Annotated in this window: 30 protein-coding genes; 18 read left to right on the forward strand and 12 right to left on the reverse strand. The window is 67.4% G+C overall.

Features of this window, described 5'->3' with window-relative positions; all coding sequences use genetic code 11:
- Complete coding sequence (gene lpxH / locus ACVWZN_RS00755; RefSeq protein WP_456952203.1) at positions 1-735, reverse strand: UDP-2,3-diacylglucosamine diphosphatase; 735 nt, start codon at positions 733-735, stop codon at positions 1-3.
- Between the two features lie 211 nt (positions 736-946).
- On the opposite strand from lpxH, the gene ACVWZN_RS00760 reads away from it, so the two are divergent.
- From ACVWZN_RS00760 to ACVWZN_RS00795, 8 genes are all read left to right on the forward strand, one after another.
- Entirely contained in the window at positions 947-1,198 is a 252-nt protein-coding gene (locus ACVWZN_RS00760) for a type II toxin-antitoxin system HicB family antitoxin (RefSeq protein ID WP_456952204.1), read from the forward strand.
- 57 nt (positions 1,199-1,255) lie between these two features.
- On the forward strand, positions 1,256-2,662 hold the full coding sequence (gene gltX / locus ACVWZN_RS00765) for a glutamate--tRNA ligase (protein WP_456952205.1): 1,407 nt from the start codon (positions 1,256-1,258) through the stop codon (positions 2,660-2,662).
- A 7-nt stretch (positions 2,663-2,669) separates the two neighbouring features.
- Positions 2,670-3,164 carry a transcriptional repressor gene (locus tag ACVWZN_RS00770; RefSeq protein WP_027082463.1) on the forward strand — a complete coding sequence of 165 codons (495 nt, stop codon included), beginning with the start codon at positions 2,670-2,672 and terminating at the stop codon, positions 3,162-3,164.
- An 85-nt stretch (positions 3,165-3,249) separates the two neighbouring features.
- Positions 3,250-4,743 carry a hypothetical protein gene (locus ACVWZN_RS00775; RefSeq protein WP_456952206.1) on the forward strand — a complete coding sequence of 498 codons (1,494 nt, stop codon included), beginning with the start codon at positions 3,250-3,252 and terminating at the stop codon, positions 4,741-4,743.
- An 11-nt stretch (positions 4,744-4,754) separates the two neighbouring features.
- The gene (locus ACVWZN_RS00780) at positions 4,755-5,654 is read left to right on the forward strand and encodes a metal ABC transporter substrate-binding protein (RefSeq protein WP_456952207.1); all 900 of its coding nucleotides are present in this window, start codon (positions 4,755-4,757) and stop codon (positions 5,652-5,654) included.
- Complete coding sequence (locus tag ACVWZN_RS00785) at positions 5,651-6,451, forward strand: metal ABC transporter permease (RefSeq protein ID WP_456952208.1); 801 nt, start codon at positions 5,651-5,653, stop codon at positions 6,449-6,451. The genes ACVWZN_RS00780 and ACVWZN_RS00785 overlap by 4 nt, the downstream gene beginning before the upstream one ends.
- Before the next feature lie 35 nt (positions 6,452-6,486).
- Complete coding sequence (locus tag ACVWZN_RS00790; protein WP_456952209.1) at positions 6,487-6,918, forward strand: MerC domain-containing protein; 432 nt, start codon at positions 6,487-6,489, stop codon at positions 6,916-6,918.
- 130 nt (positions 6,919-7,048) lie between these two features.
- The gene (locus ACVWZN_RS00795) at positions 7,049-7,240 is read left to right on the forward strand and encodes a 30S ribosomal protein THX (protein ID WP_027082466.1); all 192 of its coding nucleotides are present in this window, start codon (positions 7,049-7,051) and stop codon (positions 7,238-7,240) included.
- A gap of 79 nt (positions 7,241-7,319) precedes the next feature.
- Here ACVWZN_RS00795 and ACVWZN_RS00800 read toward each other — a convergent pair whose 3' ends face one another.
- From ACVWZN_RS00800 to ACVWZN_RS00820, 5 genes are all read right to left on the reverse strand, one after another.
- Entirely contained in the window at positions 7,320-8,336 is a 1,017-nt protein-coding gene (locus ACVWZN_RS00800) for an extracellular catalytic domain type 1 short-chain-length polyhydroxyalkanoate depolymerase (RefSeq protein ID WP_456952210.1), read from the reverse strand.
- Positions 8,337-8,556: 220 nt separating this feature from the next.
- Positions 8,557-9,774, reverse strand: a complete 1,218-nt coding sequence (locus ACVWZN_RS00805) for a dipeptidase (protein WP_456952211.1) — start codon at positions 9,772-9,774, stop codon at positions 8,557-8,559.
- Positions 9,775-9,802: 28 nt separating this feature from the next.
- A complete protein-coding gene (hutI, locus tag ACVWZN_RS00810; RefSeq protein ID WP_456952212.1) occupies positions 9,803-11,014 on the reverse strand; it encodes an imidazolonepropionase in 1,212 nt (403 codons plus the stop codon).
- Positions 11,011-12,333: a chloride channel protein gene (locus ACVWZN_RS00815; protein ID WP_456952213.1), complete on the reverse strand. Its 1,323-nt coding sequence runs from the start codon at positions 12,331-12,333 to the stop codon at positions 11,011-11,013. Before ACVWZN_RS00815 ends, hutI begins: the two co-directional genes overlap by 4 nt.
- Before the next feature lie 36 nt (positions 12,334-12,369).
- Positions 12,370-12,510 (reverse strand): hypothetical protein, encoded by a 141-nt coding sequence (locus ACVWZN_RS00820; RefSeq protein ID WP_456952214.1) that lies wholly within the window; start codon positions 12,508-12,510, stop codon positions 12,370-12,372.
- A 58-nt stretch (positions 12,511-12,568) separates the two neighbouring features.
- Here ACVWZN_RS00820 and ACVWZN_RS00825 point away from each other — a divergent pair, with 58 nt between their 5' ends.
- Positions 12,569-13,861: a formimidoylglutamate deiminase gene (locus ACVWZN_RS00825; RefSeq protein ID WP_456952215.1), complete on the forward strand. Its 1,293-nt coding sequence runs from the start codon at positions 12,569-12,571 to the stop codon at positions 13,859-13,861.
- Between the two features lie 13 nt (positions 13,862-13,874).
- Here the strand turns inward: ACVWZN_RS00825 and ACVWZN_RS00830 are convergent, their stop codons facing one another.
- Entirely contained in the window at positions 13,875-15,113 is a 1,239-nt protein-coding gene (locus ACVWZN_RS00830) for an alkaline phosphatase family protein (protein WP_456952216.1), read from the reverse strand.
- 96 nt (positions 15,114-15,209) lie between these two features.
- On the opposite strand from ACVWZN_RS00830, the gene ACVWZN_RS00835 reads away from it, so the two are divergent.
- From ACVWZN_RS00835 to ACVWZN_RS00855, 5 genes are all read left to right on the forward strand, one after another.
- Positions 15,210-15,728 (forward strand): YybH family protein, encoded by a 519-nt coding sequence (locus tag ACVWZN_RS00835; protein ID WP_456952217.1) that lies wholly within the window; start codon positions 15,210-15,212, stop codon positions 15,726-15,728.
- 88 nt (positions 15,729-15,816) lie between these two features.
- The gene (locus ACVWZN_RS00840) at positions 15,817-16,176 is read left to right on the forward strand and encodes a hypothetical protein (protein WP_456952218.1); all 360 of its coding nucleotides are present in this window, start codon (positions 15,817-15,819) and stop codon (positions 16,174-16,176) included.
- Between the two features lie 95 nt (positions 16,177-16,271).
- Positions 16,272-17,942, forward strand: coding sequence for a urocanate hydratase (gene hutU, locus ACVWZN_RS00845; RefSeq protein ID WP_456952219.1), 1,671 nt, complete (start codon positions 16,272-16,274; stop codon positions 17,940-17,942).
- A 1-nt stretch (position 17,943) separates the two neighbouring features.
- Positions 17,944-18,225 carry a DUF3253 domain-containing protein gene (locus ACVWZN_RS00850; protein WP_456952220.1) on the forward strand — a complete coding sequence of 94 codons (282 nt, stop codon included), beginning with the start codon at positions 17,944-17,946 and terminating at the stop codon, positions 18,223-18,225.
- Between the two features lie 65 nt (positions 18,226-18,290).
- Positions 18,291-18,776, forward strand: a complete 486-nt coding sequence (locus tag ACVWZN_RS00855; protein WP_456952221.1) for a hypothetical protein — start codon at positions 18,291-18,293, stop codon at positions 18,774-18,776.
- Here ACVWZN_RS00855 and ACVWZN_RS00860 read toward each other — a convergent pair.
- Positions 18,761-19,276 carry a GNAT family N-acetyltransferase gene (locus ACVWZN_RS00860; RefSeq protein ID WP_456952222.1) on the reverse strand — a complete coding sequence of 172 codons (516 nt, stop codon included), beginning with the start codon at positions 19,274-19,276 and terminating at the stop codon, positions 18,761-18,763. The genes ACVWZN_RS00855 and ACVWZN_RS00860 overlap by 16 nt on opposite strands.
- A gap of 49 nt (positions 19,277-19,325) precedes the next feature.
- Between ACVWZN_RS00860 and ACVWZN_RS00865 the strand changes: the two genes are divergently transcribed.
- Both ACVWZN_RS00865 and ACVWZN_RS00870 read left to right on the forward strand, forming a co-directional pair.
- The gene (locus ACVWZN_RS00865; protein WP_456952223.1) at positions 19,326-19,679 is read left to right on the forward strand and encodes a hypothetical protein; all 354 of its coding nucleotides are present in this window, start codon (positions 19,326-19,328) and stop codon (positions 19,677-19,679) included.
- A gap of 9 nt (positions 19,680-19,688) precedes the next feature.
- Positions 19,689-20,129: a nuclear transport factor 2 family protein gene (locus ACVWZN_RS00870; protein ID WP_456952224.1), complete on the forward strand. Its 441-nt coding sequence runs from the start codon at positions 19,689-19,691 to the stop codon at positions 20,127-20,129.
- 8 nt (positions 20,130-20,137) lie between these two features.
- Here ACVWZN_RS00870 and ACVWZN_RS00875 read toward each other — a convergent pair whose 3' ends face one another.
- The gene (locus ACVWZN_RS00875) at positions 20,138-20,542 is read right to left on the reverse strand and encodes a hypothetical protein (protein WP_036141763.1); all 405 of its coding nucleotides are present in this window, start codon (positions 20,540-20,542) and stop codon (positions 20,138-20,140) included.
- Positions 20,543-20,552: 10 nt separating this feature from the next.
- A complete protein-coding gene (locus ACVWZN_RS00880) occupies positions 20,553-21,755 on the reverse strand; it encodes a zinc-dependent alcohol dehydrogenase (protein ID WP_456952225.1) in 1,203 nt (400 codons plus the stop codon).
- A 759-nt stretch (positions 21,756-22,514) separates the two neighbouring features.
- Between ACVWZN_RS00880 and ACVWZN_RS00885 the strand changes: the two genes are divergently transcribed.
- Positions 22,515-22,751: a hypothetical protein gene (locus tag ACVWZN_RS00885; RefSeq protein WP_027082479.1), complete on the forward strand. Its 237-nt coding sequence runs from the start codon at positions 22,515-22,517 to the stop codon at positions 22,749-22,751.
- Between the two features lie 3 nt (positions 22,752-22,754).
- Here ACVWZN_RS00885 and ACVWZN_RS00890 read toward each other — a convergent pair whose 3' ends face one another.
- Both ACVWZN_RS00890 and ACVWZN_RS00895 read right to left on the reverse strand, forming a co-directional pair.
- The gene (locus ACVWZN_RS00890) at positions 22,755-25,259 is read right to left on the reverse strand and encodes an ABC transporter permease (protein ID WP_456952226.1); all 2,505 of its coding nucleotides are present in this window, start codon (positions 25,257-25,259) and stop codon (positions 22,755-22,757) included.
- On the reverse strand, positions 25,259-25,978 hold the full coding sequence (locus ACVWZN_RS00895) for an ABC transporter ATP-binding protein (protein WP_456952227.1): 720 nt from the start codon (positions 25,976-25,978) through the stop codon (positions 25,259-25,261). Before ACVWZN_RS00895 ends, ACVWZN_RS00890 begins: the two co-directional genes overlap by 1 nt.
- Before the next feature lie 58 nt (positions 25,979-26,036).
- Here ACVWZN_RS00895 and ACVWZN_RS00900 point away from each other — a divergent pair, with 58 nt between their 5' ends.
- The gene (locus tag ACVWZN_RS00900; protein ID WP_456954672.1) at positions 26,037-26,690 is read left to right on the forward strand and encodes an arylesterase; all 654 of its coding nucleotides are present in this window, start codon (positions 26,037-26,039) and stop codon (positions 26,688-26,690) included.
- The last annotated feature ends 5 nt before the right edge of the window (positions 26,691-26,695 follow it).

Consider the following 26,695-nt stretch of genomic DNA (forward strand, 5'->3'; position numbering starts at 1 on the left):
TTACACAAGGCCCTGCAAGTCGATCCGCGCACCATCGACGCGCAGTACCGACCCGTGGTCGTACCAGTCACCGAGCACCACGCGTCGACGCGCGCGGCCGGCGACATCGAGTTCGTGGATCGCCGGACGATGCGTATGCCCGTGGATCATCAGGTCGACGCCGTAGCGCACGAAATATTCGTCGACCGTTGACGGCGCGACGTCGGTGATCGTTTCCATCGTGCCGGCGTCCTTCAGCGCGGCCTGCGCATCGCGACTCTGTGCGCGCGCGTGCTGCGCGAACGCGATACGCGCGGCGAGCGGCTGCGACAGGAATTGCGACTGCCACTTCGCGTCGCGCGTCTGCGCGCGGAACGCCATGTAGCCGGTGTCGGCAGTGCAGAGCAGGTCGCCGTGCAGGATCAGCGCGGGGCGGCCTTCGAGCATCAGCACCGACGGGTCCTGCAGGATGGTCATGCCGGCACGCCGTGCGTAGCCGTCGCCAAGCAGAAAGTCACGATTGCCGCGGATGAAATACGCGGGCGTGCCGCTATCGACGAGCTCGAGCAGTCCTTTCGCGACCGCGCTGCCGACCTCCGACGGATCGTCATCGCCGACCCAGGCTTCGAACAGGTCGCCGAGGATGTACAGCGCGTTCGCGCCGCGTGCGTCGTCGCGAAGGAAGCGCAGGAACAGGTCGGTGACCTGCGGACGTTCGGCGTCCAGATGCAGGTCGGAGATGAGGAGGGTGGTCATCGCGGCATTGTAATTGCGGGTGCGAAGGCGTCCGGCCATCAGGGCGGCGGCCTGCCGGCCTCCATGAATGCGACGCGCCGCACGTCTCGATCTGCGCCCTGCGTACGCCGCGATCCGCGAGCGTATAGTCGGCCGACCGGTCACGGCCTTGGGGGGCGGTCGGCATGGGGACGCACGACAACACATTCGGCGCACGCGCCACGGTGCATGCATGAGTCGCGGCTATTTCGCTTTTGTTCGCCGCGATGCGCAGCATCGTTACCACGCCACGCTGCCGGATTTTCCGACCTGCACCGCGGAGGCCGAGCGGCTGTCCGCATTGACGCAGGCGATCCGCGAAGCCGTGCAGGCGCAAGCCCGCACCAGCGGCTGGCCGACGCCGACGCGCCTCGAAGCACTGCCGCGACAGACCGACGACCATGAGGGCTACTGGCTCATGGTGGAGATGTCCGCCGCGGGCTGAACGGCCACGTTGACGGCAGGCGTAAAATCGTCGGTTCCACGCCTGACGAGTCGTCGCATGACCAGCCGCACCCGCTTCGCACCCAGCCCCACCGGGTACCTCCACATCGGCGGCGCCCGCACGGCGCTGTACTGCTGGCTGGAGGCGCGGCGTCGCGGCGGCGAGTTCATCCTGCGCATCGAGGACACCGACCGCGAGCGCAGCACGCAGGCCGCGATCGACGCCATTCTCGAAGCGATGGACTGGCTCGGCCTGCACTACGACGAAGGCCCGATCTACCAGACGCAGCGTCTGGACCGCTATCGCGAAGTCGCCGAGCAGCTGGTTGCGGCCGGCAAGGCGTACTACGCGTACGAGACAAAAGACGAACTCGAAGCGATGCGCGAGAAGGCGATGGCGGCGGGCGAGAAGCCGCGCTACAGCGGCGCCGCGCGAGACGCGAACCTTCCGTATCGCGACGACCCGAATCGCGTGATTCGTTTCCGCAATCCGCAGGACGGCACCGTCGCGTGGGACGACAAGGTCAAGGGCCGCATCGAATTCGCGAACAGCGAACTCGACGACTTGGTGATCTTCCGTTCCGACGGTTATCCGACCTACAACTTCGCGGTCGTCGTCGACGACATCGACATGCGCATCACCGACGTGGTGCGCGGCGACGACCACGTCAACAACACGCCGCGACAGATCAATATCTACGAAGCGCTCGGCGCACCCGTGCCGCATTTCGCGCACCTGCCGATGATCCTCGACGAGCAGGGCGCGAAGCTCTCCAAGCGCACCGGCGCGGCCGACGTGATGCAGTACCGCGAGAACGGTTACCTGCCGCACGCGCTGCTGAACTATCTGGTGCGACTCGGCTGGTCGCATGGCGATCAGGAGATCTTTTCGATCGAGGAACTCACGCGTCTGTTCGATCTGAAGGACGTCAACGCGAAAGCGTCGCGCCTCGATTCGCAGAAGCTCGGCTGGCTCAACCAGCAATACCTCAAGAGCGACGCGCCGGAAGACGTGGCGAAGCATCTCGTTTGGCATCTCGAGCAACAGGGTTACGACTTGTCGAACGGCCCCGCGCCGGCGGACATCGTCATCGCCATGCGTGATCGCGTGCAGACGCTGAAGGACATGGCCGAGCGCGCGGCTGTGTGGTTCCAGCCGCTGACCAACTACGACGATGCAGCCGTGGCCAAGCACCTCACCGCTGGCGCGCGCGCACCTCTGGACGAAGCACGTTCGCGCCTCGCGCAGCTGGCCGCGTGGACGCCCGATGCGATCCACACGACATTGAACGAAGTCGCCACGACCTGCTGCGTCGGCATGGGCAAGGTCGCGCAACCGCTGCGCGTCGCCATCACCGGCACGCAGGTGAGCCCCGACATCGCGCACACCATCTATCTCGCCGGGCACGACGAAGCACTGCGCCGCATCGACGCCGCGCTCGCGAAGCTGCCGGCCCACGCCTGAGGTCCCCATGGCGCATGACGACAACTGCACCGATCCGCGTCATCACGTCCACACGGGCGATGACTTCGTCGCGCAGGTCGAGCGTGCGTGCGAGGAACGCGGCCTTCGCCTGACGCCGCTGCGCGCGAGCGCATTGCGCCTGATCGCGGATGCCGACCGCCCGGTCAAGGCGTACGAACTGCTCGAGCTGATGAAGGCGACGCATGAAGGCGCGGCACCGCCGACGGTTTATCGCGCGCTCGACTTCCTGCTGGAGCACGGTTTCATCCACAAGCTGTCGTCGATCAACGCGTTCGTCGGCTGCCACCATCCGGGTGGCGCGCAGCACGCTGTGCCGTTCCTGATCTGCGACCGCTGCCATGCGGCGACGGAACTCGAAGACGAGCAGATCGTCGGCGCGCTCGACACGCGTGCGCGTGCACTCGGCTTCGCGCCGCGCGCGCAGACGCTGGAAGTGCACGGCCTGTGCGCCAGCTGCGCGGCGGAGGCTGCTGCCGCCTGAATCCGTGACTTCCGGGCTATTGAGGGGATGACCGCCGGGTCCGTAACGTAATGTTATAACCTTCTGAAAATCGGAACCGGCGTCGATGAAGAAATCCCTTCTGGTCCTGGCGCTTGCGGGCGTGCTCGGCACCGCGCACGCGGCGGACGGCGTGTCGCAGGCCCAGCTCGATGCCCTGAAGGCTCAGGTCACGCAGCTCGCGACCGAAGCCAAGGCCGCACGCGCCGAAGCGGACAAGGCCAATGCCGAGGCGCGCACGGCGCGAGCCGAGGTCGCCCGGCTCCGCGACGAGATGACGCATGTGGCGGCGGCGCCTGCCACCGACGCGACCGACGCCGCTACGCATCCGTCGAGCGCGCCTGTGGCGCCGGCCGCGGCATCCGACACGTCCGACCTTGCCGCGAACGACGAGCTCGCGGCACCGGACGACAATGGGTCCGCTGCACCGGCTGCCGCTGCGTCTTCTGCTTCCGTCGCAAGCGCGGATACCGGTAGCTCCGGCAGCTCGAATGCGAACGTCTTCAATCCCGCGATCTCGATCATCCTCAACGGCAGCTACACGCATCACTCGCTGGATCCCGCGAACTACGTGCGTGCCGGGTTCCCGCTGGTCGATGGCGCGGGCCCCGCACCCAACGGTTTCTCGCTGGGCGAAAGCGAAGTCTCGTTCGCCGCGAACATCGACGAGAAGTTCTACGGTCAGCTCACGCTGACGGCCGAGAGCGAAGGCGGCCAGGACCACATCGGCGTCGAGGAAGCATTCATCGACACCACTGCGTTGCCCGCGGGCTGGAACGTGCGCATGGGCCGGTTCTATTCGAACATCGGCTACCTCAACAGCCACCACGCGCACACCGACAACTTCTTCGATCGCCCGCTGCCGTACCAGGCGTTCCTCGGCAACCAGTACGGCGACGACGGCGTGCAGGTGCGCTGGGTCGCGCCGACCGCGCTGTTCTTCGAAGTCGGTGGCGAAGCGTTCCGCGGCGAGAACTATCCGAGTTCGAACGCGGGGCACGGCGGTGTCGGCACGAAGACGTTGTTCGCGCATCTCGGCGGTGACGTCGGCGCGGAAAACGAATGGCTCGCCGGCGTGTCGATGCTGCGTTCGAACGCGATGAACGGCGAAGACGGCTTCACTGGCGACGGCACGCTCTACATCGTCGACGGCACGTGGAAGTGGGCGCCGCAGGGCAACTTCAAGGATGGCGGCCTGACGCTGCGCAGCGAATACCTTATCGACCATCGCGATGGCACGGTCACCGATCCGCTCGGTTCGACGCTCCCGTTCGCGTGGAACGGCGATCGTCGCGGCGCCTACGCGGAAGCCGTATACCGACTCAATCGCCAGTGGGACATCGGCTATCGCTTCGATCGCCTGTGGTCGGCCAGCGAAGGTCCGTTCGCGAGCGACACCGACCCGACGCGACACACCGTCGAAGCGACCTGGCGCAACAGCGAATTCAGCCTGTTCCGCCTGCAGCTGAGCCATGACAAACCGAATGCGACGGACACGGACAATGCCGTGACCGTGCAGTACCAGACCAGCCTCGGCGCCCACGGCGCCCACAAGTTCTGAGGAACCGAATCATGAAGTCCTTGCTCATTTCCGCGGTGCTGCTTGCCGGTGCGGTTGCCGCGCCCGCGCAGGCCAAAATGCGCGTCTTCGCCTGCGAACCCGAATGGGGTTCGCTGGTGCACGAACTGGCCGGCGACAAGGTCGACGTCGATGTCGGTACGTCCGCGCTGCAGGACGTGCACGTCATCGAAGCCAAGCCGAGCCTGATCGCGAAAGTGCGCGCGGCCGACATGGTCGTGTGCACCGGTGCGGAGCTCGAAGTGGGTTGGCTGCCGCAGCTGATCCGCCAGTCGGGCAATGCGAAGGTCGCATCCGGCGCGGGTTACTTCGAAGCCGCGAAGCAGGTGAAGACGCTCGAGCGCCCGACCGCGCTCGACCGGGCGAACGGCGACGTGCATCCGGAAGGCAATCCGCATATCCAGATGGACCCGCGTCGCGTGCTGATCGTTGCGCAGCGTCTCGATGCACGCCTCGCGCAGCTCGATCCGGGCAACGCCGCCGCGTACCAGCAGAACCTCGCGAACTTCCAGACGCGCTGGACTGCCGCGATGGGCCGCTGGAAGGCGCAGGCCGCGCCGCTCGCCGGTCGCAAGGTCGTCGTGCACCACATCAGCTGGGTCTACCTGTGGGATTGGCTCGGCATGCAGCAGATCGGCGCACTCGAGCCGAAGCCGGGCGTGCCGCCCACCAGCGCGCATCTCGCGAGCCTGATCGCGACGACCAAGGGTTCGAACACGCTCGCCATCGTGCGCGCCGCATACCAGGACCCGAAGCCGGCCGACTGGCTGGCCGAGCGCACCGGCGTCAAGGCGGTGACCTTGCCGCTGACCGTCGGCGGTGACGCGCAGTCCAAGGATCTGTTCGGCCTGTTCGACTCCACCATTTCCAAGCTGCTGCAGGCCGCCAAGTGACGCTCAACTGGGAAGGGTTAGACCTCAGCATCCTCGGGCCCGCGTGCGCGGCGGGCCTGATCGTGCTGTCGACGCATGTGCCGCTCGGTCGGCAGGTGTTGTCGCGCGGCATCATCTTCATCGACCTCGCGATCGCGCAGATCGCGGGGCTCGGCGTGATCCTCGCGCAGTTCCTGGGCATCGATGAGCACGGCTACGGCGTGCAGGCTGCGGCCGCCGCTGCGGCGCTGCTCGGCGCGGGCCTGCTGTCGTGGACCGATCGTCGCTGGCCGCAATACCAGGAGCCGCTGATCGGCACCCTATTCGCGCTCGCCGCGACGGGTGGATTGCTGCTGCTCGCGAACAATCCGCAGGGCGGCGAACACCTGAAGGACCTGCTCGTCGGGCAGATCCTGTGGGTGAGTTACGCGCAGCTGATCCCGGCGCTGGTCCTGTCCGTGGTGCTGCTCGCCTTCATGTGGATGCGCCGCGGCCAGCTCACCGGCTTGGTGTTCTACGCGCTGTTCGCGCTCGCGATCACCGCATCGGTGCAGCTGGTCGGTGTCTACCTGGTATTCGCCAGCCTGATCGTTCCTGCGCTCGCGACCGCCGGCATGACCGGCAAGCGCCAGCTCGTCGCCGCATACGCGATCGGCATCGCCGGCTACGTGTCCGGGCTCGCGCTGTCGGCTGTGCTCGACCTGCCGAGCGGTGCGCTGATCGTGTGGATGCTCGCGGCGTGTGCGCTGCTGGCGCAGGCGATTCCGGCGGTGCGTCGCGGCCGGCGTGAGGGTGCCGCGCCCGTCGCCGTGCATTGACGGGCCGTTCGCAGGCGAATGTTATAGTGTTTCAAATGGCTGCTTCTCCCCAGCACACGACGCCGCATCCCCGGTCGAGGCCCGTCCTCGACCGGATCGGCGCGACCGGCTCCCTGCTGTGCGCGATCCATTGCGCTCTGCTGCCGGTGCTGATCGTGCTGCTGCCGACGCTGGGGTTCGCGGCCTGGCGGAACGAAGCCTTCGAGCTCGGCTTCATCAGCTTCGCCAGCGTGCTCGGCCTCTACAGCCTGGTGCGGGGTTACCGGCGCCATCGGATCGTTCGGGCGCTGGTGTTGCTGGTGCCGGGTCTCGCTGCGCTATGGATGGGTGTGACCTACGCCCCGCTGCACGATTCGACCATCGCGCACGCCATCTCGATGACGCTCGGCGGCACGCTGGTCGGGCTCGCCCACGTCACGAATCTGCGCCTGCAGTCTCTGCACGACGGCGACTGCTGCACGCCCTGATCGGCCGGGCCGACGGCCGCCTGTGCTAGGCTTCGCAGCCTCGCGCAAGCGCGCGATCCTTCACGCGGCTCGTCCGCAGGCCCGCACATGCGGCGCCGACGTTTCAATCTCAGATTCCAGGAGCACCACGATGGGTAAGGGCGACCGCAAGACCGCCAAGGGCAAGCGCTACAACTCCAGCTACGGCAATGCGCGTCCGAAGGCGACCGCCGTCGCGACGGGCACCACCGCTGCGCCGGTCGCGAAGAAGGCGACCAAGACCGTGTCCAAGGCACCGGCGACCAAGAAGGTCGCGGTGAAGAAGGCCGCGTCGAAGGAGTAAGCACCGGCCCCGCCCGGATGCACGAAAGCCCCGCGAAAGCGGGGCTTTTTCGTTTCAGTCGATCGCGTTGGGCGCCGCGTTAGAGCGAGTCGAAGAATCGCCACATCACGTCGTTCGCCGAGATCGCCCGCGACGCCGCTTCGCCGCGGTCCTTGTGACCGCCCGGCCAGGAATGTCCGCCCGTCTCGGTGACGCATAGCTGCACTTTCGCTACGCCATCGCAGGGCGTGCGCAGTTCGCAGTACGCGGCCGGAACGCTGAGCACGCGACGCGGCGGTGCGCGGCAACCGTCATGGCGCGACCACGCGTCGATCGTCGCGGGCACTGACGTGAAGTCGGTAACCATCGACGTGTCACGGAACGCACCGGGCCCTGCGCCGCCGTCGAACAGCACGTGGTCGTCGTTGCGAGCGTGGAAATGCGCGACAGCGACAGGTCGCGACGGCGTGCAATGTGTCGTGTTGTCGGTACCTGCAACAGGTGCGATCGCACGGAACATGTCCGCCGCTTCGCATGCGAGGCGGTACGCCATCATCGCGCCGTTCGACATGCCGGTCGCGTAGACACGCGATCGATCGATGTCGAGCTGATGCTCGACGTTGTCAACCACCATGCGAATGAAACCGACGTCGTCGATGTCGCGATCGCGCGCCGCGCCGCAGCAGTGGCCGGCGTTCCATGTCGCGAGGTGACCGCCCGGCATGCGGCTGAAGCCGTTGGGAAACACCGCGATGAAGCCATGCGTTTCGGAAGCCGTGATCAGCCCGTACTTCGAATCGTCCGCCTGCCAGTCCATGTCGCCGCCACCGCCATGCAGCGCGACGAGCAGCGGCATCGGATGACCCGGTCGATAGCTGCGCGGAACATGTACGCGGTACATGCGGACGATGCCGTCGTGGCGGATTTCGTAGAGGTAATCGCCCGGCGCGGTCAGCGTCGCGCGTGGGTCGCCGCCGTTGACGACATGACTGTTCGCGGAGCGCTCGGCCGCGCGGGCGCGAAGGATCTGCATGAAGCGTCCGCCACGCGCTTGCGCGACGACATCCGCGGCGACGAGCAGGAGAAGCGCGATCACGACGTAACGCCAGCGATGCATCGGCGGCTTCCGCGAAGTGGACCTGTTCCGTCCAACGCGCACCACGGACTTCGGTTGACCGTCGGCTCGCGTGGCCGACGAACGCGCGCGGTGTGTCGGTCGGATACCGCAAACCGAATCACGCGCCTAGGGTGTCGACGTCGCGCCTTTCGTCCTGCGCCAGCTCATGCGCGTAATCGTTCCAGCCTCCGCTGCGGGACGACTTCAGGTGGCTTACGCGTTACGACGTCTCGCCGCGCAACTTCGCACCCGCGGCGTCGACCGCCTTCCACACACGCATCAGATTTCCGCCGAGCACCTTGCGGATCGTCGCGTCCGAATAGCCGCGGTCGCGCAGCGCCTGCACGAGGTTCGGATAGTCGGCGACGCTCTTCAAACCATCCGGCAACGCGCCTGATACGCCGTCGAAGTCCGAACCGAGCCCGACGTGGTCCTCGCCAATCAGCTTGATCGCATAGTCGATCTGGTCGACAACCTGCTTGATGGTGGTCGGCGGCTTCGGATGCGCGGCGTCCCAGGCCTTGTCCCACTCGTCGAAGGACTGCACCGCTTCGCCGCGCGCCTTCGCTTCCGTCTGCGCGTGCTGGAACTTCGCCATTTCGCGGAAGTACGCAGTGGTGTCCGCGGCGGCCTTGGGGTCGATGAATCCGCTACCGAACGTTATCTGCACGACGCCGCCGGACTTCGCGATGCCCTTGGCAAGTTTGTCGCTCAGGTTGCGCTCGAAATCCGGCGTGAAGTGGCGCATGCCGGAATGGCTGGCGATCACCGGTGTCCTGGTCACGCGCAGCACGTCCTCGACCGATTCGTCCGACAGGTGCGAGACGTCGACCATGATGCCGAGCCGGTTCATTTCATCGACCACCTTCTCGCCGAACGGGCTCAGTCCGTGCCACGGGCGATCGAGCGAGTACGAGCCATCGGCGATGCGATTGCTGTGGCTGTGCGCGAGGGTGATGTAACGCACGCCGCGGTCGTAAAAGGTCTGCAATTGCGACAGGTCGTCGCCGATCGGTGCACCGTTCTCCATGCCGAGTGCGAGCAGCACGCGGTGGCCGGGTTGCTGCAGATGCAGGTAATCGCCGGGGTCGCTGATGAGCGCGAATCGATCGGTGCAGCGCGCCGCCATCGCTTCGACCGCGTCGATCTCCATGTGCGCTTTCTGTCGCGCGACACCGCTCGCGTCTTCTTCCGGCGATGTGTAGATGGACATGAACGCGACGTCGAGCCCGCCGCGGGACGCTTTGGTCGCGTCGAACTCGCGGTCGGGCATTTCGTTGCAGAGGTCGCGCCACGACTTCAGCAGTTCGGTCGGCGCATCGATGTGCGTGTCGACGATCAGCGCGTCCTGCACGAACTGCGATGCGGTCGGGCGCGGGTCGGCGGCGCAGGCGAGGGTGGGAATCAGCAGGAGAAGGCAGGGCAGGGCAGGGCGCATCGCGTTCTCCAGCAGGTGGATGGATCGATCAGCAACGTATTCCGGCGACGTAGCGCGCGTCGAGCAGATCGCCGCCGAGCCAGTAGCAGAGCTCGGCCGGATGCGCGATGCGCCACAGCGCGAAGTCGGCACGCAGGCCGACGCGCAGCGTGCCACGGTCGGCCAGCCCGAGCGCACGCGCCGCATGCACGGTCGCGCCGCGCAACGCGTCTTCGGGCGTCAGGCGGAAGTGCGTGCAGGCGAGCTGCATGGCCTGGCGCAGCGATAGCAATGGCGACGTGCCGGGATTGCAGTCGGTCGCAATCGCCATCGGCACGCCGTGCTCGCGGAAGGCGTCGAGTGGCGGAAGCTTAGTTTCGCGAAGTACGTGGAAAGCGCCCGGCAGCAACACCGCGACCGTGCCCGCACGCGCCATCGCCGCGACACCGATGTCGCTGGTGTGTTCGACGTGGTCGGCCGACAGACCCCCGAATTCCGCCGCGATGCCGGCGCCGCCGAGGTCGCTCAGCTGATCGGCGTGCAGCTTCACGGGCAGGCCAAGCGAACGTGCGCATTCGAACAATCGGCGCGTCTGCTCCGGCGAGAAGCCGATGCCTTCGCAGAACGAATCGACGGCATCGACCAGCCCTTCGGCGTGCAGCTTTGGCAGCCAGTTGATCGCGGCGTCGATGTACTCGTCCGCGCGACCGGCATATTCCGGCGGCAAGGCGTGTGCAGCCAAATACGTCGCACGCACGGTGAGGCCCGCATCGTTGAACCGACGCGCCACACGCAGCATCTTGCGTTCGTTCTCGAAGTCCAGCCCGTAGCCGGATTTGATTTCGATCGTCGTTACGCCGTCGGCGCGCAGCGCATCGATTCGCGGCTTCGACTGCGCGTACAGCGCGTCTTCGTCTGCGGCACGCACGGCGCGCACGGTCGAGAGGATGCCGCCGCCGGCGCGTGCGATGGCCTCGTATGTCGCGCCCTGCAACCGCATTTCGAATTCGGTCGCGCGGTCGCCGGCGAACACGGCATGCGTATGGCAGTCGACGAGGCCGGGTGTGATCCAGCCGCGCGCTTCGATCACCTCGCGCGCCAGCAACGCCGGTTCGCCGCGCAGCGAGTCGCGCGGTCCGACATGCGTGATCAAACCGTCACGCCACGCGATGACGCCGTCCTCGATGCCGCCGTAGTTGTCGCCATCGAGCGTGGCGAGCGACGCGCCGATGATCATTCCGTCGAACATCGGCGTCGTCATGCGGGCTCCGCCGGTGCAGCCGGCGCCATCGATGCGGCCAGCCGATGCGCGAGCGCCTTGTACACCGGCACGTGGCAGATCAGGGACGACGCGGCGCGCGCGATGAGCACGGTCCCCAGGATGGGAAGCAGCATCAGGCGATTGTCGGTCAGCTCCATGCAGATCACCGCGGAGGTCAGCGGGGCCTGCGTGACGCCGGTGAGGTAAGCGCACATGCCGAGCAGTACGACCGCCGTCGGCGAGACGCCGGGGAGCAGCACCGCGAGGTCATGGCCCAAACCCGCGCCGACCGCGAGTGCCGGCGAAAACAGGCCACCGGGAATGCCGGCGACATACGAGACGAGGTTCGCGACCAGCTTGGCGGGGCCGAACGTGCGATCGATGCCGCCGCCCTGCAGCAGTTCGCGCGCTTGCGCGTAGCCGGTGCCGAACATGCCGTTGCCGAACGCGAGGCCGAGCAACGCAAGCACGAGTCCACAGAGCACCGCGAGCAACACCGGATGACGAGCACGCAACGCGCCGAGCAAGCGCGGATGGCCGTCGACCGCGGCGAGCAGCAGCCGACTGAAGCCACCGCCCGCCAGCCCGCAAACCACGCCGCAGAGCACGACGGCAAGCCAACCCTGTCCCAGCGGAAGCGACGTACTGACGTGTCCGAAATACGTGTAGCTGCCGAGCAGCCCGAGCGACACCACGCCGCCGACCAGGACCGCCGTCAGCAACGTGCCCGAGAAGCGATGTTCGAACGTGCCGCTGAGTTCCTCGATCGCGAACACAACGCCCGCGAGCGGCGTGTTGAATGCCGCAGCGATGCCCGCCGCGCCGCCGGCGAGCAGGAACCGCGCGCCCTGTTCGGGATCGCGAAAGCCCATTGCACGCCCGACCGCATACATGATGCCGGCGCCGAGATGCACGCTCGGCCCTTCGCGACCGATCGATGCACCGCCTGCAAGCCCGAGCGTCGTCAACACGAGTTTCGCGATCGATACGCGCAACGAGACGTGCTCGACGCGGCGTTCGTCAGGCAGATCGAGTGATGCGATTACCTGCGGGATGCCGCTGCCGCGCGTCGCCTGCAGGCCGCGCGACGTCGCCCATGCGCAGCCGCCCAGCACCGCCGGCGTCACGATCAATGCGGCGTAAGGCGAGAACGCGAGCGCGCGCTGGAACAGCCCGAATGCGGCGTCGGCCGCCTTGGCGAACACGATCGCGGCGAGTGCGACGGCGAGCGCGCCGCCCCACAGCGCGATGCGGCGCCTCCAGCCTTCGCTGGACAGCAGGACGGCAAGTCCGGCCTCGTCATGATGAAAACGGCCCATGCGGCATTCTCGCATGCGGCCGTGGTGCGGCCGGCCTCAGCGGTCGGCGTTGTCGTCAGCGTCGCGCGTAGCCTGGCGATCGCGTTCGGTGGACGCGAGCGTATGCCGCTCGCCCGTCATCCACGCGAACAGCGCGATGACGGCGACCACGAAACCCACGAATTCGACGATGCGCATGCGGTGCGACCTCCTGCCGCCGCGGTAGCCTAGCGCACCCGACGCCTGCCGCCCGCCCATGCCCGACTCGCCCGTCCAGCGCACCGCCCGCGGCTGGGAACTGCCCGGCCTCGCCAACCTGCATTCGCACGCGTTCCAGCGAGCGATGGCCGGCATGGCCGAGCGGCAGACGGACCCGGCCGACAGCTTCTGGACCTGGCGCGAAACCATGTACCGCATGGCTGCGCGCTTCGACCCGGACACGCTGCGCGACGTCGCCGCGCAGCTCTACGTCGAGATGCTCGAAGCCGGTTACACCGCCGTCTGCGAATTCCATTACGTGCACCACGATGTCGACGGGCGGCCGTATGCGGATCCCGCCGCGATGTCGCGTGCGTTGATCGACGCGGCGCGCATGACCGGCATTCGCCTCACGCTGCTGCCGGTGCTGTACATGACCGGCGGTTTCGACGGCCGCGCGCTCACCGAGCGCCAGCGTCGCTTCGGCCACGACGTCGACACTTACCTGCGACTGCTCGACACGTTGCGTGGTTCGCACGACGACACGTTGCAGGTCGGCTGCGCGCTGCACAGCCTGCGCGCGGTGCCGGAAGATGCGATTCGTGAAGTGCTCACCGCGTTGCCGCGCGATTCGCGCATCCACGTCCATATCGCCGAGCAGACGGTCGAGGTGGACGAATGCATCGCGTTGCGCGGCGCGCGACCGGTGCAGTGGTTGCTCGATCATGCACCGGTCGATTCGCGCTGGACGCTGGTGCATGCCACGCATCTGGACGACGGCGAGATCGCCGGCATCGCCGCGTCACGTGCGACGGTCGCGATCTGTACGACGACGGAAGCGAATCTCGGCGACGGACTGTTTCCGCTGCGCACGTTCCTCGATGCGGGCGGACGCTTCGGCATCGGTTCGGACTCGCATGTGTCGACGTCGCCGGTCGAGGAGCTGCGCTGGCTGGAGTACGGACAGCGACTGGTGACGCGGCGTCGCAATGTCGCGGTCGGTGCGTCGACAGGTGTCGGCGAAACGTTGCTCGAGCGCGTGCTGGAAAGCGCGCGCGATTCGTCGGGGCAGGCGATGCACGACGATCGCGTGGTGCTCGATGCGGACGCGCCGATTCTTGCGGGGGCGACGGCGGATGACGTCGTCGACCGCTGGATCTTCTCCGGCAATCGACCGCTGGTGCGCGAAGTCGATGTCGCCGGACGCGCCGTGGTGCGCGATGGCCGCCACGTCGATGCGGTGCGGAGACGATCGCGACACGCTATCGCGCCGCGATGTCGAAACTGCTCGCCTAGTCGGCGCGAGCGACGCATAAAAAAGCCGATGCGGCCATCAGCCGCACCGGCTTGATCAACTCACCGAGTTACTTGTCCGAACGCAACGCGCCAGCCAGCGCCGACGGGTTCCCGTCGTTCGGCATCGGCGTCACGCCGAGCACGCGCGCGAGCATCGGATAGACGTCGACGTTGTCGATCGCGGGCAGCACCACGCCGTTGCGGAATGACGGGCCGTCTGCGACGAACACGGCGCGCATCGACGGCAACGCCGGGTCGTAACCGTGCGAGCCACGCATGCCGGTCGCACGCGTCGCGAGCTTGGCGCGCGCCACGGCGTCCCAGCCTTCATCCATCTGGCAGACGATTGGCGGCACGCGCACGTTGGTGCCGTAGTGCCAGCGCGCCGGCATGGCCTCGCGCGTCCAGCATTCGTAGTGGTCGTGGCGGCCGACGAGCTTCGCGGTCGCTTCGGCTTCGTGACCGGCGACAGGGCGGAAGCCCACCGACTGGCCCGTCGTGATGTTCGCCGCGATCTCCGGCGACGCCATGTCCTCGATCACGACGACCTGGCCCTGCTGCACAGGCGCCATGCCGTGGTCGGAGACGACGACAATGTTGACGCGATCGGTGAGTCCGCGCGCGGCGAGGCCGGCGCGAAGTCGTGCGAGGTAGCCGTCGACCTTGGTTTCGGCCGCGAACGCTTCCGGCGACGCGGGGCCGTGGTCGTGCTCGGCGTGGTCGACGTCCTCGAAGTAGAGCGTGACGAGTTTCGGTCGCGCCGGCTCGGGACGGTCGAGCCAGCCGAGCACGGTGTCGACACGATCGGTGCCGCTGAACTTCTCGTCGAACAGGCGCCATTCGGACGGACGCACGCCGCCGGTCGGCGCGGCGCTGCCGGGCCAGAACATCGTGGCCGCGTGCTGGCCGGACTTCTCGACCGTCGCCCAGATCGGCTCGCTGCCCCACCACGCCGCGGTGCCGGTGGCGACCACGTCGTCCATGTTGAAGTGGCCGAGCTGCGGGTCGTCCATCGTGTTGTGCACGATGCCGTGGTGGTCCGGGCGCAGGCCGGTCACCAGTGTGTAGTGGTTCGGGAACGTCAGGCTCGGGTACGAGGGCCGCATGTATTCGGCACGCACGCCGTCCCGCGCGAGCGCGTCGAGCGTCGGCGTATGGCCGTGCTGGATCGCGTCGGCACGGAAGCCGTCGATGGAGATCAGGATGGTCGCGACCGGCGGCGTGGCCGGTGCGGCGGACTGCGGAGCGAGCGATGCGCATGCGGCGAGCGACGCCGCGGCGAGGGCAACAACGAGCGGTCGGATCACGTACGGCCGTGGAGGTCTGCGGAAACCATGACTTTAGCCGCTCGCCATGAACGCGCGGTGCGCACAGCATCGCAGGACTTCACCGGAGTTCCGTCCATGGCCTTCGTATTCGCGCTCGTTCCGCTGCTCGCCGCCGCCGCGGCCGCGCCCGTTCCGCCGCGGCCGGCGCCGTTCTCCGCCGACGAATGCGCCGTGTTCGCGCGCGAGTTGTCGTTCGCGCAATCGGTGGCCGACCACGACGCCGCGGCCTTCGCCGAGCACGTCGCGCCCGATGCCGCGTTCGCCGCCGGCTCGCCGCGACCGCAACGTGGCCGCGAGGCGATCCTCCGCGCATGGGCGCCCATCGTGCGCGGCGACGGCATCCGTCTCGAGTGGTATCCGGTGCGCACGACGGTGGTCGGAGACATCGCGTGGTCGACTGGGCCGGCGCTGGTCGAGGAAACCGGGAACGGTGCGACCCGGCTGACGCAGGGCACGTTCGAGTCGGTCTGGCGTCGCAATGCGCAGGGCGTCTGGCAGGTGGTGTTCGACAGCGGCACGCCGCCACGCGAGGTCCAGCCCGCCGAAGCCGATGCCTTCCGCAAGGGGCGCCCGACGACGTGTCCGGGCGCGTAAGTCGGGCCTGAATCCGCGCTCCGGCCGCATGCGCCGACCACGCGGCAGAGGCGTATCGTGGCCGGGTCGACCTTTCGGGAGACCCGCCATGAACCGACGCCCGCTTCTCCTCGCCACGCTCGTGCTCGCCGCGCTGCCGGCCTTCGCGCAGCAGGCCGCCCCGGCGCCCGCCGTCGAGCCCGCGCCTGTCGCCACGCCTGACACCCCGGCGCCCGCTGCGATGCCGGCACCCGTTGTCGACGCCAACGCCGCCGCGATCGCCGACGCCGAAGCGCATCCGAACTGCCTGCGCGAAACCGGCACCCTGATCCGCGCCCGGTCGCGCTCGGGCAATCACGGCTGCAGCAATAACGGCCCGGGCCGCGTCTACACGCAGGACGACCTGCGCAATACCGGCCAGACCGACATCGCCGACGCGCTGCGCATGCTGGATCCGTCGATCCACTGACGAGCGCCATGCGCGACCTCCGACGCCCGGCTCCGGCCGGGCATCGTCGTTTTCGGCGATGCGATAATCCGGCGATCACCGCACCGGAAGCACCGATGTCCACGCGCGTCGATCCGTCCCGAATCATCCGCGCCCCGCGCGGCACCGCACTGACCTGCAAGTCCTGGCTGACCGAAGCGCCGTTCCGGATGCTCCAGAACAACCTGGACCCGGACGTTGCCGAGAACCCGGCCGAGCTCGTCGTCTACGGTGGCATCGGCCGCGCCGCGCGCGACTGGGAATGCTTCGACGCGATCCTGAAATCACTGCGCGAGCTCAACGACGACGAGACGCTGCTTATCCAGTCCGGCAAGCCGGTCGGCATCTTTCCGTCGCATGCTGACGCGCCGCGCGTGCTGCTCGCCAACAGCAATCTCGTGCCGCACTGGGCCACGTGGGAACACTTCAACGAACTCGATAAGAAGGGCCTGATGATGTACGGCCAGATGACGGCCGGCTCGTGGATCTACATCGGCTCGCAGGGGATCGTGCAGGGCACGTACGAGACGTTCGTCGAGATGGGACGCCAGCATTACGACGGCAACCTGACGGGTCGCTGGATTCTCACTGCGGGCCTCGGCGGCATGGGCGGCGCGCAACCACTCGCAGCGACGCTCGCCGGCGCGTGTTCGCTCACCATCGAATGCCAGCAGAAGAGCATCGATTTCCGCCTGAAGACGCGTTACGTCGACGAGCAGGCCACCGATCTCGATGACGCGCTCGCACGCATCGAGAAGTACACGAAGGCGGGCGAAGCGAAGTCGATCGCGCTGCTTGGAAACGCCGCCGACGTGCTGCCGGAACTCGTGCGTCGCGGCGTGCGTCCTGATGCCGTCACCGACCAGACCAGCGCGCACGATCCTGTGCACGGCTACCTGCCGATCGGCTGGACGGTCGAGCAGTGGCAGGCGGCGCAGAAGACTGATCCGCAGCGCGTGCGCGACGAAGCCAAGAAGTCGATGCGCGTGCATGTCGAAGCGATGCTCGCGTTCGCGCAGCAGGGCATTCCGACCTTCGACTACGGCAACAACATCCGGCAGATGGCGTTCGACGAAGGCTGCACGAACGCGTTCGATTTCCCCGGCTTTGTGCCGGCCTACGTGCGGCCGCTGTTCTGCCGCGGCGTCGGCCCGTTCCGTTGGGTCGCGCTGAGCGGCGATCCGGAAGACATCTACAAGACCGATGCGAAGGTGAAGGAGCTGATCCCCGACGACGCGCACCTGCATCGCTGGCTCGACATGGCGCGCGAGCGCATCGCGTTCCAGGGCCTGCCGGCGCGCATCTGCTGGGTCGGGCTCGGCCAGCGTCACAAGCTCGCGCTCGCGTTCAACGAGATGGTGCGCAACGGCGAGCTGAAGGCGCCGGTCGTGATCGGCCGCGATCATCTCGACAGCGGCTCCGTCGCGTCGCCGAACCGCGAAACCGAATCGATGAAGGATGGCAGCGACGCGGTCTCCGACTGGCCGCTGCTCAACGCGATGCTCAACGTCGCTGGTGGCGCGACGTGGGTGTCGCTGCACCACGGCGGCGGCGTTGGCATGGGCTACTCGCAGCACTCGGGCGTCGTGATCGTCTGCGATGGCACCGAAGCCGCGGACCGGCGGCTGGCGCGCGTGCTGTGGAACGATCCGGGCACTGGCGTGATGCGCCATGCCGATGCCGGCTACGAAATCGCGCAGCAGTGCGCGGTGGAGCAGGGCCTGAAGCTGCCGATGCTCGGTGCCTGACATGACGGACGACGCGACGATCCGCGAAACGATCGTCGCGCTGCTGTCAGCGCGATCACCCACGGCGTCGATCTGCCCGTCGGAAGTCGCACGTTCGCTCGAGTACGATGAAGATGCGTGGCGTGCTGCGATGCCCGACGTGCGTCGCGTCGCTGCAACGCTGTCGGAAGCGCGCGTATTGCTGGTCACGCAGGGCGAGCAGGTGTTGCCGTCGGCCAGCGTGCTGATGGCCACCGGTCCGGTCCGCCTGCGTCGCGGCCCGCTGTTCCCGGTCGACGCCTGATCGCTGTCTCCGAACTGCAACACGCTGGTCATAACGTGGCGGCAATCCGTCGGGATCGACCTGCCATGACCATGCGCCGCGCCCTGTTCGCCTTGCTGCTCGTTGCATCGTTCGGCGCTGTCGCGGCGGGTCGCTACGTCCCGATTTCGAAGCGGCTGACGCCCGAACAGATCGCGTCGACCGGCATGACGCGCCAGCAGCTCGAACAGCTGGATGCGTTGCTCGAAGCCGCGGACGCGCGCGACGCGGCGACACGCACGACTTCAAGCGTCGAGGCGGACGTCGCGAAAGCCAGCACCGCACCGATGCAGTACATCGGCCTCGACAATGCGCCGATCGCGGCGAAGGTTCGCGGCAGCGTGTCCGGATGGTCGGCGGGCACCGTGTTCGAACTCGATAACGGTCAGCAGTGGAAGGTGCTCAAGGGCACGGTGAAGCTGTCGCACGCCATCGATTCGCCGAGCGTGCGCCTGGTGCCGGGCGTCGCGGGCCGCTGGTTCTTCGAACTCGACGAAGACCACCCGAAGGCGCGCGTCTACCGCATCGACTGAGCCGCAACGTCCGCGGCCTGCAGGCTGACCTGCTTGCCGCCGGGCAAGGTCTGACGCCCGACTTCGACGAAACCCTGTCGCGCGTGGAAACGTTCGGATGCAGGGTTCGGCGGCTCGATATCGAACTCGCAGGTCACGTACAGGACGTCATCGCATCTTGCGCGGTCGAATACGTCCGCATACAGACGTTGGCCGAACCCTGCGCCGCGAAGCTGTGAACCGACCACCACGCGATCGACGTACAGGAATCGCGGATAGCGTGCGTCGAACCATCGATAGTTGACGCTGTCGTAGGTGGCACGTTCGCGGAATGCGAGCACGAACGCCTGCACGATGCCCTCGTGTTCGACGACGCGGCACATCGCGCATGCCGCGAGCAAGGCGTCGAGGCGCGACGCGTCCATCGAGCTCAGCACCGCGACCGACGCCTCGTTGAGCGCGAGCAGGGCAGGGCGATCGTCGGGCGTCGCGTCGCGAAGAAGGATGCGTTCGTCGGTCATGGCTGCCGGATCGTAGGCGGCCGAAGCCGGTCGCGCTAGCATCCTCCGCATGTACGAACACCGCGGCCGTCCACCCCTCACGCGTGCGCAGTTCCTGCGCCGCATCGGCAAGCACGTGCTGGTCGCATCAGCGCTGCTCGCGCTCTCGCTCGGCATCGGCATGGTCGGCTACATGGCCTTCGAATCGCTGACGCCCACCGACGCGTTCCTCAACGCGTCGATGCTGCTCGGCGGCATGGGCCCGGTCGATGCGCCGAAGACGGAGCCGGGCAAGCTGTTCGCGGGTCTGTATGCGCTTTACGCCGGCCTGGTGTTTCTTGTCGCCGCCGGCCTGGTGGTCGCGCCGATGGCGCATCGGTTATTGCATCGGTTCCACTGGGAAGCCGACGGCAAATCGTCCTGAGGAGATCGTATGAAGCCGTTCGCGTTGTTGCCCGCAGCACTGCTGATGTCGAACACCGCGTTCGCCGCCGATCATGCCGAGCGCGAGCTGCGCGATACCGAAGCCGCCGTCTGCCACGCATTCGAAGTCGGTGATGCGGCGTATCTGCGACGCGCGCTCGATCCCGGTTTCACGCTCACTGGTTCCGGTGGTGACGTCGAAAACCTGCAGCAGACGCTCGACGAAGTGGTGAAGCGCGAGCCGCGTTACGATGAATTCCGCAACAGCGACCAGGTCGTCCGTCGCTACGGCGATGCGGCGGTGATCACCGGCATCACGCACATCCGCGGAAGGTCCGGCGGGCAGGCGTTCACCGCCGACTTCGCGTTTACCGACACCTGGGTGCTGCGCGCGAAGCACTGGGTGCTCGTCGCGAGCCACGCATCCAAGCGGCCCGCGACGACGCACTGATCAGCGCGTTACTTGCGCAGCCACAGGAACGCGATCAGCCCCACCAGACCGACGGCCGCCACCGAATGCACGCGCTTGGACTTGCGTGCATCGTCGAACAGGCCCTCGATCACGTTCACGCGGTCGGCGAGCAGCAGCATCATCCAGTGACGCAGCCGGCCTTCGCTGTGGCGAAAAGCCGCACGACGGATCTTGCCGGACAGGCCGCTAGGCGGACATGCGCTACCGAACACGGGCGTAAGGCCCGGGCGTTCGATGGAATGCAGGATTTCCACGGTCTGCGGCTGTGCTTCGGGAATCTCCCAGTGCACGTTTTCGAGTCGCGGCGGCTGTCGCTCCATCGGCACCGCGGGGCGGTTCTTGCGATCGAGATCGGCGCCCCAACCGGGGATCTGCGAACGGTCGAAGGTCATGTCGGTCTCCTCAATGCAGGTGCTGCGTCGGCGTCAATGCGCCGGACGTTGCGGTTTCGATGCTGCTCATGCCCGGCGGAATCAGCACGGTCTTGATGCAGCCGTCCTTCTTCGCCGAGAACATGTGGTACGCGTCGTTGACGTCTTCCAGCGGCACGCGGTGCGTGATGATTTCGCGCGGCTTGATGCGCCCGGCCATGACGTGCTCGATCAGGCGCGGCAGATGGCGCTTAACGCTCGCCTGGTTGCCGCGGATGGTGAGGCCCTTGTTGAGCGCATTGCCGATCGGAACCATGTTCACCGTCGGGCCGTAGACGCCGACGATCGAGATGTTGCCGCCCTTGCGCACGGAGTTGATCGCCCACTGCAGCGCAGTCGCGGCGCCCGCCTGGATCTTCATGCGCACGCCGGTGATCGACTGCCACAGCGAGCCGTCGGCTTCAGCGCCGACGCAGTCGATGCAGACGTCGGCGCCGAGCCAGTCGGTCATCTTCTTGAGATGCACCACCATGTCGTCGACTTCCTTGAAGTTGACGATCTCGGCCGGGCCCCACTTGGCGACGAAGTCGAGGCGGTAGTCGACGTGGTCGACCACGATCACGCGGCCCGCGCCCATCAGCCACGCCGAGCGTGCGGCGAGGATGCCGATGGGGCCGGCGCCGAAGATCACGACGGTGTCGTTCTCCTTGATGTCGCCCATTTCCGCCGCTTGGTAGCCGGTAGGCACGACGTCGGTCAGCAGCACGGCGTCCTCGATATGCATGCCGTCGGGAATCTTGGTCGGGCCGATGTCTGCGAACGGCACGCGCGCGTATTCGGCCTGGCCGCCGTGGAAGCCGCCGGTGGTATGCGAATAACCGAAGATGCCGCCGACTGCGGTCGCTTCGGGATTGGTGTTGTGGCAGTTCGAGTACAACTCGCGCTGGCAGAAGTAGCAGGTGCCGCACGCGATGTTGAACGGCACGATGACGTGGTCGCCCGCCTTGACGTTCTGCACGGACGAGCCGACTTCCTCGACGATGCCGCAGAACTCATGGCCGAAGATCTGGCCGACGCGGGTGTCGGGCACAAGGCCGTGATAGAGGTGCAGGTCGGACCCGCAGATGCAGGTGCGCGTGACTTTGACGATCGCGTCGTTCGGATGTTCGATGCGCGGTTCGGGCATTTGTTCGGCGCGCACCTTGTAGGGCCGCCGGTAGGTCGTCGCAAGCATGAGTCGTCTCTCTCGCTGGGGCGTGTCATCGAGGCTATGCAGCGCGACATCTAGGCGGCGGCAAGCCGGCCGTAAGCGCGATGCATCGATGACACATGCGATGACTCGTTCGGGTTGTGCGACATCGCTGTGTCGCATGCGCACGGATACGCACGATGCGATGGCATGCGTATGTCGATCGGCATCGCCGCAGCGCAGCATTCGCACGGTGCATTCGCGGATCAGGGTCGGTTAACCCGCAGCGCCGCACCTTTGCGCCAAGGCCGCCGACAAGCAAAGCCGTACAGGCACCGACCGCGGCCCCCGACACACCGAGTGCACAGGTGTGCTGCGGCGACGATGCTTGCCTGCCCCGGTCATGCCGGGGCTTTCTTTATCTGCAGCGCACAAAAATCGCGGCACGAAGTGTTGATGCGACGGACGGCAAGCGGCCGTCACGGGGATCTCACGGTTGCTGCATAAACCTCGACGCGTAGTCACGCACCACCGTGGTCGCAGTCATTTCCTCTCCGCCCCGAGTCCCCTGGCTCGGGGTTTTTTCTGCGTGTTTCCCCATCACGCATGGCTAACGTCTGTCGGCGCAGCGTGATCTTGCGACGGCTCTCCGTCGCATTCCGCCCTACAAAGCGCGGAGCCAGCCTCCTGAGAGGCGTGAGTCCCCGGCGTCGTCGGCCGGGGACTCCTCGTAAGGGGTCCACGAACCCGGCGGTCGCCCGATGCGGCCAGGGAATGGCGACACGATCGCCCGCGAGGCAATGCATGCGTCTCCATGCATTCCAATTGACCGACGGCACGATGCACGTGGTGGCCGAACGACTCGCCGCCGCACTCGATGCCCAGCGCGAACTCGACGCGCACGACATGGGCGTCGCCGATGTCGATCTCGCACAGCTCAGCCCCAACCTCGTGCTCGGCATCGGACTCGATGCCTGGGCCATCGCGCGTGGCGAGGATGCCTTGCTGATCCGCGGCGCCATCGCGTCGCAGGTGATGTAGGCGTCAGTCCTGCAGTTCTCGCAGCGTCGTCGACGGCGGCGCATCCAGCACGCGGCGCGTGGCCCACAGACCGGCAATCAAGGCAGCGAGCGTGCCGATCACGCCGCCGGCGAGTGCAGGCTTCGCATCGAACTGCCACGGCAGGTCGAACACGCGCGTGGCGACGACGCCCGACAGCACCGATGCGGCAATCGCAGCGACCAGCCCGGACAACAGCCCGATCGCGATGAACTCCGAAGCCTGGGCGAGCCGCAGCTGGCCGCGTCGCGCACCGAGCACGCGCATAACGCCGCCTTCGAGCAGGCGCTCGTCCTGGCTCGCCGTCACCGCGGCCATCAGCACCAACACGCCTGCGGCGAGCGAGAACCAGAACACGACCTGCACGACCGTCGATACCTGGTCTCCGGTCGCGCGCACCTGCGCGAGCACCGCGTCGACGTCGATCACGGTCAGGTTGGGGAAGCGATCGACGATGCGCGCGGTGAAGCGCGGCTGCGAGGCCGGAACGCGCACCGCGGTGATCCAGCTCGCGGAATAGCCGTCGAGCGCATGCGGCGACGCAACGACGAAGAAGTTGGGCTTGAAACTTTCCCAGTCGACTTCGCGCAGCGAGGTGATGCGCGCTTCGAACGGCTGGCCGGCGACATCGAAACCGACGCGATCACCGACCTTCCATCCCAGCCGATCGGCGAAGCGCTTTTCGACCGACAGTTCGGGCACGCGCGGCGTGCCGGTCCACCAGCGTCCGGCGACGATATGGTTGCTCGCTTCGGGCTTGTCGGCGACCGACAGGTTGAACTCGCGCTCGGCGAAGCGTCGCGCGTCCTCGTCGGCGTAATGCTTGGGATCGACCGCCGCGCCGTTCCGGCTTACGAGATGCGCGCGAATCATCGGAAACATCACCGGCGCTTCGAGGCCTTCGCCGCGAACGAAGCCGCGCACGTCGGCCACCTGCTCAGCTTGCACGTTGATGATGAAGCGGTTGGGCACGTCGGTCGCGAGCGAGTGCTGCCAGCGGTCGAGCAGGTCGGTACGCACGAACGTGAGCAGCAGCAACGCCATCAGACCGAGGCCTAGCGCGCACACCTGCGCGACGCTGGTACCTGATCGCCTGCTTACGTTGGCGAGTCCGTAACGCAAAGGCCCACGCATGCGCGATCGAAGCGCGCGCACTGCAAGGATGAGCAGTCCGGCGAGCAGCGCGAGCACCGCAAGCGTTGCGACGACACCGACCAGCATCGCGACACCGAGTGTCGCCGAACCGGCCTTCCACCAAAGCAGCGTGCCGAGGACAGCGAGACCGAGTGCACCGACAAGCCATGCGCTGGGTTCCGCGCCGTCGAGGTCGCGACGCAGCACGCGCAGCGCGGGCACGCGACGCAGCGCCAGCACCGGCGGCGCGCCGAACGCCAGGAGCACGACGAGGCCGAGCAGCAGCCCCTGCAATGCAGGCGCATAACCCGCCGGTGGAATCGACAGACCGAGCCTCTGCGCGAGCCACAGGCCGATGCCCCATTGCATGACGAAGGCGAGCGCCACGCCGATCACGCTCGCGCCGACACCGAGCAGCATCAGCTCGCCGACATGGATGGCGACGATGCGTCGCTGCGATGCGCCGAGGCAGCGCATCACCGCGGCGCCCTGGCGATGCCGTTCGCTGTGGCGGCGTGCGGCCATCGCGACGGCGACGGCCGCCAGCATCACCGACACCATCGCGGCGAGGCCGAGGAAGCGACCGGCGCGATCGAGTGCGGATCGCACTTCGGGCCGCGCACTACCAATCGTGTCGAGCCGTTGTCCGCGGATACGCGAGGACTTCGCGAGCGCGCTAAATCGTTCGACCGCACCCGCATCGCCGGCGACCACGAGCTTGTATTCGACGCGACTGCCCGGCTGCACGAGTCCCGTGCGCGCAAGATCCGCCATCGGAATCAGCACGCGCGGCGCGATGTTGAACATGTCGGTCGACGCGTCGGGTTCCTGCGCGACGATCGCGCTGATCGGAAACGACGCATCGCCGAGCGTCACCACGTCGCCGAGCTTCGCGTCCAGCGCCTGTGCGCCGTTGCGGGTCAGCCATGCAGTGCCGGGCGCGGGGCCGTGGGTCGCGCTGGTTTCGCGACCCTGCGCGTCGACGAGTTTGAAGTTGCCGCGAAGCGGGAAGCCTTCACCGAGCGCACGCAGATCGGCGAGCTTCAGGCGCCGAGCATCGCCTTCGCCGACCGACGCCATCGTCGTGAGTTCGCGTGTTTCTGTGGCGCGCAATCCCGGTGCACGTGCTGCTTCGAGCTGCCGTGCTGATGGAGGATCGTCGCCGCGCAGCACCGCGTCGCCGCCGAGCAGTCGATTCGCTTCGATCGCGAGCGCGCGATCGGCGCGATCGGTAACGAAACCCACCGCCGTCACCGCGAGCACGGCCAGCACGATCGCCGCGAGCAGGATGCGCACTTCGCCCGCGCGCAGGTCGCGGCGGAGCTGGCGCCAAGCGAGGACGAGCGCGGTCGGCATCAGGCGGTCGCCGAGTCGTCGACCAGGCGGCCGGCGTCGAGGCGCAGGCGTCGGCCGCATCGCGTGGCGAGCGCATCGTCGTGCGTCACCAGCACCAGCGTGGTGCCGGCCTGCGCATTGAGTTCGAACAGCAGCTCGATGATGGCCGCGCCGGTGCGGGTGTCGAGATTGCCGGTGGGTTCGTCGGCGAACAGCAAGCCCGGACGGGTGACGAATGCACGCGCCAGCGCGACGCGTTGCTGCTCGCCGCCCGAGAGTTGTCGCGGGTAATGACCGAGACGTTCGCTCAAACCCACGCGCTGCAGGATCGAACGCGCGGGCGCTTCTGCGTCGGCATCACCGCGCAACTCGAGCGGCAGCATCACGTTCTCGAGCGCGGTGAGCGAGGGCAGCAGCTGGAAGTTCTGGAAGACGAAGCCGACCTTCTCGCCACGAACGCGCGCACGGCCGTCCTCGTCCAGCGACGACAGCGGCGCGTCGTCGAGCAGCACACGGCCCGACGAGGGCACATCCAGACCCGCGAGCAGCGAGAGCAGCGTGCTCTTGCCGGAACCGGACGCGCCGACCACGGCGATCGTCTCGCCAGGTTCGATGGCGAAGCCGATGTCGCGCAGGATCACCAGGTCGCCGGCCGGCAGGGGCACGTGCTTGCCGAGCCCCTCCACGGCGAGCGCGGAGGGCACGGTCCTTCGGCCGGGGTTCACGGTGGCGTCGAGCATCATGTCTCCAGTGAGGCCGGGTCGGCCGGAGGACTGCATGAGCAAGACATATGAAGGCATGAGGGGCCGTGTTCAACAGGGCCTTTGGTGGGTGGTACTTCTGTTCGCCCTCGCGGTTGTGGCGCCGGCATGGGCGAAGGCGCCCGTGCGCGCGCCCGCGACCACGCACACGGTGCTGGTGATGGGCGACTCGCTGTCGGCCGGTTACGGCATCGCGGTGTCGCAGGGCTGGGTGTCGCTGCTGGGCCAGCGGCTGCGCGCGGACGGCGGGCGATGGTCGGTGGTCAATGCCAGCGTGAGCGGCGAGACGACGGCCGGCGGCCTGTCGCGACTGCCGGCGGCGCTTTCGCGCGCGAAGCCGGCGGTGGTGGTGATCGAACTCGGCGCGAACGATGGCCTGCGAGGGCTGCCGGTGCGCGACATGCAGGCGAATCTCGACCGCATGGTGAAGCTGTCGCGCGCATCGGGCGCGAAGGTGCTGGTGCTGGGCATGCGCATGCCGCCGAACCTGGGCCGCGCGTACACGGAAGGCTTCGCAAATGCGTATACGACGGTCGCGCGGACCAACGGTGCGTCGCTGCTGCCGTTCTTCCTCGAGCCGATCATGCTCGACCGCAACGCGTTCCAGCGCGACAACCTGCATCCGACCGCCGCGGTGCAGGGCCGTTTGCTGAATCACGTGTGGCCGTCGCTGCAGCCGCTGCTGCGTTGAGCGAT

The sequence above is a fragment of the Lysobacter sp. HA35 genome (genome assembly GCF_054061195.1).

What these genes read in the sequence shown, in the direction of transcription:
- ACVWZN_RS00780 (WP_456952207.1), top strand. Translation starts at nt 4,755, where the DNA reads ATGAAGTCCTTGCTCATTTCCGCGGTGCTGCTTGCCGGTGCGGTTGCC.
- hutU (WP_456952219.1), top strand. Translation starts at nt 16,272, where the DNA reads ATGTCCACGCGCGTCGATCCGTCCCGAATCATCCGCGCCCCGCGCGGC.
- ACVWZN_RS00820 (WP_456952214.1), bottom strand. Translation starts at nt 12,510, where the DNA reads ATGCGCATCGTCGAATTCGTGGGTTTCGTGGTCGCCGTCATCGCGCTG.
- ACVWZN_RS00815 (WP_456952213.1), bottom strand. Translation starts at nt 12,333, where the DNA reads ATGGGCCGTTTTCATCATGACGAGGCCGGACTTGCCGTCCTGCTGTCC.
- ACVWZN_RS00795 (WP_027082466.1), top strand. Translation starts at nt 7,049, where the DNA reads ATGGGTAAGGGCGACCGCAAGACCGCCAAGGGCAAGCGCTACAACTCC.
- ACVWZN_RS00775 (WP_456952206.1), top strand. Translation starts at nt 3,250, where the DNA reads ATGAAGAAATCCCTTCTGGTCCTGGCGCTTGCGGGCGTGCTCGGCACC.
- ACVWZN_RS00825 (WP_456952215.1), top strand. Translation starts at nt 12,569, where the DNA reads ATGCCCGACTCGCCCGTCCAGCGCACCGCCCGCGGCTGGGAACTGCCC.
- ACVWZN_RS00870 (WP_456952224.1), top strand. Translation starts at nt 19,689, where the DNA reads ATGAAGCCGTTCGCGTTGTTGCCCGCAGCACTGCTGATGTCGAACACC.
- ACVWZN_RS00770 (WP_027082463.1), top strand. Translation starts at nt 2,670, where the DNA reads ATGGCGCATGACGACAACTGCACCGATCCGCGTCATCACGTCCACACG.
- ACVWZN_RS00900 (WP_456954672.1), top strand. Translation starts at nt 26,037, where the DNA reads ATGAGGGGCCGTGTTCAACAGGGCCTTTGGTGGGTGGTACTTCTGTTC.
- ACVWZN_RS00840 (WP_456952218.1), top strand. Translation starts at nt 15,817, where the DNA reads ATGAACCGACGCCCGCTTCTCCTCGCCACGCTCGTGCTCGCCGCGCTG.
- ACVWZN_RS00760 (WP_456952204.1), top strand. Translation starts at nt 947, where the DNA reads ATGAGTCGCGGCTATTTCGCTTTTGTTCGCCGCGATGCGCAGCATCGT.
- lpxH (WP_456952203.1), bottom strand. Translation starts at nt 735, where the DNA reads ATGACCACCCTCCTCATCTCCGACCTGCATCTGGACGCCGAACGTCCG.
- ACVWZN_RS00895 (WP_456952227.1), bottom strand. Translation starts at nt 25,978, where the DNA reads ATGCTCGACGCCACCGTGAACCCCGGCCGAAGGACCGTGCCCTCCGCG.
- ACVWZN_RS00800 (WP_456952210.1), bottom strand. Translation starts at nt 8,336, where the DNA reads ATGCATCGCTGGCGTTACGTCGTGATCGCGCTTCTCCTGCTCGTCGCC.
- gltX (WP_456952205.1), top strand. Translation starts at nt 1,256, where the DNA reads ATGACCAGCCGCACCCGCTTCGCACCCAGCCCCACCGGGTACCTCCAC.
- ACVWZN_RS00880 (WP_456952225.1), bottom strand. Translation starts at nt 21,755, where the DNA reads ATGCTTGCGACGACCTACCGGCGGCCCTACAAGGTGCGCGCCGAACAA.
- ACVWZN_RS00865 (WP_456952223.1), top strand. Translation starts at nt 19,326, where the DNA reads ATGTACGAACACCGCGGCCGTCCACCCCTCACGCGTGCGCAGTTCCTG.
- ACVWZN_RS00835 (WP_456952217.1), top strand. Translation starts at nt 15,210, where the DNA reads ATGGCCTTCGTATTCGCGCTCGTTCCGCTGCTCGCCGCCGCCGCGGCC.
- ACVWZN_RS00860 (WP_456952222.1), bottom strand. Translation starts at nt 19,276, where the DNA reads ATGACCGACGAACGCATCCTTCTTCGCGACGCGACGCCCGACGATCGC.
- ACVWZN_RS00890 (WP_456952226.1), bottom strand. Translation starts at nt 25,259, where the DNA reads ATGCCGACCGCGCTCGTCCTCGCTTGGCGCCAGCTCCGCCGCGACCTG.
- ACVWZN_RS00805 (WP_456952211.1), bottom strand. Translation starts at nt 9,774, where the DNA reads ATGCGCCCTGCCCTGCCCTGCCTTCTCCTGCTGATTCCCACCCTCGCC.
- ACVWZN_RS00875 (WP_036141763.1), bottom strand. Translation starts at nt 20,542, where the DNA reads ATGACCTTCGACCGTTCGCAGATCCCCGGTTGGGGCGCCGATCTCGAT.
- ACVWZN_RS00855 (WP_456952221.1), top strand. Translation starts at nt 18,291, where the DNA reads ATGACCATGCGCCGCGCCCTGTTCGCCTTGCTGCTCGTTGCATCGTTC.
- hutI (WP_456952212.1), bottom strand. Translation starts at nt 11,014, where the DNA reads ATGACGACGCCGATGTTCGACGGAATGATCATCGGCGCGTCGCTCGCC.
- ACVWZN_RS00790 (WP_456952209.1), top strand. Translation starts at nt 6,487, where the DNA reads ATGGCTGCTTCTCCCCAGCACACGACGCCGCATCCCCGGTCGAGGCCC.
- ACVWZN_RS00850 (WP_456952220.1), top strand. Translation starts at nt 17,944, where the DNA reads ATGACGGACGACGCGACGATCCGCGAAACGATCGTCGCGCTGCTGTCA.
- ACVWZN_RS00885 (WP_027082479.1), top strand. Translation starts at nt 22,515, where the DNA reads ATGCGTCTCCATGCATTCCAATTGACCGACGGCACGATGCACGTGGTG.